At 74.8% G+C, this 4,045-nt stretch carries 3 protein-coding genes and 1 pseudogene; 3 read left to right on the top strand and 1 reads right to left on the bottom strand.

The genetic code is table 11. The annotated features are described in order from the left end of the window. The 3 genes and pseudogenes from VE546_RS27205 to VE546_RS27195 all read left to right on the top strand — a co-directional run. Positions 1 to 520 (top strand): annotated as a pseudogene (locus VE546_RS27205) (hypothetical protein); the annotation flags it as partial. Positions 521 to 641: 121 nt separating this feature from the next. After that, a complete protein-coding gene (locus VE546_RS27200; RefSeq protein WP_324926947.1) occupies positions 642 to 1,061 on the top strand; it encodes a VOC family protein in 420 nt (139 codons plus the stop codon). A gap of 211 nt (positions 1,062 to 1,272) precedes the next feature. Beyond that, a complete protein-coding gene (locus VE546_RS27195; RefSeq protein ID WP_324926944.1) occupies positions 1,273 to 2,976 on the top strand; it encodes an AMP-binding protein in 1,704 nt (567 codons plus the stop codon). Between the two features lie 127 nt (positions 2,977 to 3,103). Here VE546_RS27195 and VE546_RS27190 read toward each other — a convergent pair whose 3' ends face one another. Then, positions 3,104 to 3,877 (bottom strand): hypothetical protein, encoded by a 774-nt coding sequence (locus VE546_RS27190; protein WP_324926941.1) that lies wholly within the window; start codon positions 3,875 to 3,877, stop codon positions 3,104 to 3,106. Between the last annotated feature and the right edge of the window lie 168 nt (positions 3,878 to 4,045).

Genomic DNA, 4,045 nt, shown 5'->3' with positions numbered 1-4,045 from the left:
GGTGCGCAAGTCGCTGGAGGACGGCAAGAACGAGCCGGACGCGGCCGACTTCTACTACGGCGAGTGCGAGATGCGCCGCCACGATGCCACCCGTCCCTGGGGGGAGCGGGCCCTGCTCACCTTGTACTGGGCCGTCTCCGGGTACGGGCTGCGCGCCACCCGCGCGCTGGCCTGGCTGGGGGCGGCGATGACCGTCACGCTCGCGGTGATGGTGCTGTGGGGCCTGCCCGCCGACGACCCCAAGCCGACCACCACCGGCCGCCAGGTCGCCGCCGGGCAGGAGGTCGTCCTCACCACCGACACCCCGGACCCGGCCAACCCCACCGGTCCGCTGACCGAGCGCGTCACCACCGAACGGTTCGAGAAGAGTCTGCGGGTGGTGATCAACTCGGTGATCTTCCGCTCCTCCGGCCAGGACCTGACCACCACCGGCACGTACACCGAGATGGCCTCCCGGCTGGCCGAACCCGTCCTCCTCGGCCTGGCCGTCCTCGCCGTCCGCAGCCGCGTCAAACGCTGACCGCCGCGCTGACCACCGCGCGGTCCGGCATGTACGCGGCATACGAACGGAGGTGAACCGAGGCGGTGCGGGTAACCGGTCCGGTGACATCCCGCTCCACGACCCCCTCGACGGAGGCACCGTGACCGAGACCGTGACCCAGACCGAAGGCGGCGGCACCCCGCACGGCGACGGCGTCCCCAGGGCGCTGGCCGGAGTCGTCCTCGACGCGCCCGACGCCCGCGCGCTGGCCGACTTCTACCGCCGGCTGCTGGGCTGGGAGACCGTCGCCGACGAGCCGGACTGGGTGAGCCTGAAGGGCCCGGACACCACCAAGATCTCCTTCCAGACCGAGCCGGAGTACCGGCCGCCCAGCTGGCCCAGCGACGGCGGACACCAGCAGATGATGCTGCACCTGGACTTCGAGGTCGACGACCTGGAGGCGGCCCACCGGCACGCGGTCGCGGTCGGCGCCCGGCTCGCCGACTTCCAGCCCCAGCCCGACGTGCGGGTCTACACCGACCCGGCCGGGCACCCGTTCTGCCTCTTCGTCAACGAGTGAGCCCGCCGGGACGGTGAGTCGCGCGGAGAAGCGGAGGGGGGAAGGAGGGCGGTCCGGGCGCGGCGGCGGCCCTCCCGCCAAAGCGTCCCGACCTGCCCCTTCCCCCGTCCGGGCCCGGAGTGGTGAGATCGGTGCACCGGCCACGCGCCGGCGCACAACCTCCGCGGGAGGCCTCACGAGGCTCCGCGGCTCCGGGCAACAAGGAGGACGCATGACGGCAACCCTCACCCCGACCGAGGCGTTCCGCGCCGCACGCGAGGTGCTGCTGCGGCACCGCGAGGACTACGCGGCGGCCCGCGAGGAGTTCCGGTGGCCGGTGCTCGAGCACTTCAACTGGGCCCTGGACTGGTTCGACCACATCGCCGAGGGCAACGACCGCGTAGCCCTGCACATCACCGAGGAGGACGGGAGCGAGCTGAGCGTGTCGTTCGCGGAGATGCGCGCGCGCTCCAACCGGGTCGCCAACTGGCTCAGGCGCCAGGGCGTGCGGGCGGGCGACCGGATCGTCGTCATGCTCGGCAACCAGGTCGAGCTGTGGGAGACCCTGCTGGCCGCGATGAAGCTGCGCGCCGTCGTCATCCCCGCCACCCCGCTGCTGGGCCCCGCCGACCTGGCCGACCGCATCGAGCGGGGCCGGGCCGCGCACGTGATCGTCCGGGCCGCGGACACGGCCAAGTTCGACGACGTGCCCGGCGACTACACCCGCATCGCCGTCGGCGGCGGCAGCGGCGGCGGGACGGCGCCGGGCTGGCGGGAGTACGGCGAGGCGTACGGCGCGGCGGAGGAGTTCGGGCCGGACGGCCCCACCCGCGCCGACGACACCCTGCTGCTGTACTTCACCTCCGGCACCACCGCCCGGCCCAAGCTGGTCGAGCACACCCACACCTCGTACCCGGTCGGGCACCTGTCGACGATGTACTGGATCGGCCTCAAGCCCGGCGACGTCCACCTCAACATCTCCTCGCCGGGCTGGGCCAAGCACGCCTGGAGCAGCTTCTTCGCGCCCTGGTCCGCCGAGGCCACGGTCTTCGTGCACAACTACACCCGCTTCGACGCCGTCCGGCTGATGACCGAGATGGACCGGGTGGGCGTGGACACCTTCTGCGCGCCGCCGACGGTGTGGCGCATGCTCATCCAGGCCGACCTGACGCAGCTCCGCACCCCGCCGCGCGAGGTCGTGGCGGCCGGCGAACCGCTCAACCCCGAGGTCATCGAGCGGGTGCGCGACGCGTGGGGGGTGACCATCCGCGACGGCTTCGGCCAGACCGAGACCACCATCCAGATCGGCAACTTCCCCGGCCAGCCGCTCAAGGCCGGCTCCATGGGGTTCCCCGCCCCCGGCTACACCGTGGAGCTGGTGGACCCGGTGACCGGGAAGCCGGGCGCGGAGGAGGGCGAGATCTGCCTCGACCTGGCCCACCGGCCCGCCGCCCTGATGGCCGGCTACCACGGGGACGCCGAGCGCACCGCCGAGGTGATGCGGGACGGCTACTACCGCACCGGCGACATCGGCTCGCGCGACGCGGACGGCCGCCTGACCTACGTCGGCCGCGCCGACGACGTCTTCAAGGCGTCCGACTACAAGATCTCCCCGTTCGAGCTGGAGAGCGCCCTGCTGGAGCACGAGGCGGTCGCCGAGGCCGCGGTCGTCCCCTCCCCGGACCCGCTGCGGCTGGCCGTGCCCAAGGCGTACGTCGTCCTCGCCGACGGCTGGGAGCCGGGGCCGGAGACGGCCGAGGCGATCTTCGCGCACTCGCGCGCCGTCCTCGCGCCCTACAAGCGGGTGCGGATCATCGAGTTCGCCGAGCTGCCCAAGACCATCTCCGGCAAGATCCGCCGCGTCGAGCTGCGCGACCACGCGGCGCGCGTCCGGGAGGAGGGCACGGGCACCGAGTACCGCGAGAAGGGCCACTGACGCAAAGGGCCACCGACCGGCCCGTCCGCACCGGCGCCCGGCCCCGGCGGACACGCCCGCCGGGGCCGGGCCCGCCGGACGCCTGCCGGCGAGGTCCGGGGGAGGTCCGGGGGACGCCCGGGTGGTGTCAGTGCGCGGCGCCGGTGCGGACCAGGTCGCGCGCCGCGTCGTTGACCGGCTGCGGCGTCCCCGTCAGGTCCATGACGAACAGCGGCAGCCGGAGGCCGTCCGCGCGGCGGCGGGCCTCGGGGGTGTAGCCGGCCAGGGCGAAGCAGACGGCGACCGCCGACTCGTTGAGCCCGTGCAGCCACAGCGTCTCGACGGCGGCGGGCGCGACCGGCGAGGTGGTGGGGTCCACCCGGGCCAGGACCTCGGGCCCGCGCAGATCGACGCCCGAGGCGGGACGGGTCCCGGGCGTGGTGCGCACCCGTTCGAAGCCCAGCCAGCCCAGGTAGCGCGCGGCGGCGGCCACCGCGTCCCGGGCGGTGCGGATGGTGAGCGGTCGGAAGGCGGGCCGCTCCCGGGCCGTGGTCCGCGCCGCCGTGCCCCGGGGCGCCGGAGGGCCGGCGGGGTCGGGGACGGCGGCCGGAGCGGCGGGAGGACCGGACGGGGAGGCGCCGGGGACGTGGGGACCGCCGGGGGCGAGGGGCAGGCGCAGGAGTGCGCCGCACGGGCAGGCCAGCTCCGGACGCGGCCACTCGTCGTACCGCCCGCAGGCCGCGCAGCGCACCGTCACCCAGGAGTCCGCCCAGACACGGCGGTGGATCCGCACGGGGATGCCGCCGCGCAGCAGCGGCGGTGCCACCGGGGCGCCGCACGGGCACGGGTGGACGGGCGGCGCGTAGAGGTGTTCACGACGGCACACCGGGCACCGCACCGGCACGTTCTCTGCCTCTGCCATGGTCTCTCGGCTCCAGCACGGACGGTCGGGCCCGGGGCCCGGATCGGGATTCGCGTGACTCATCGTCCACGATGCGCCCGCCCGCTGGAAACGCTTTCGCTGCCACCGCCGCGCCTCCGCCGCGCCTCCGGCGCGCGCCGGGCGCGTTGGGTCGGCACCGGGTGACAG

Origin of the sequence: Streptomyces sp. (assembly GCF_035644915.1) — a bacterium.
Lineage (GTDB): Bacteria > Actinomycetota > Actinomycetes > Streptomycetales > Streptomycetaceae > Streptomyces.
This window is presented reverse-complemented; position numbering and strand designations above follow the sequence as displayed.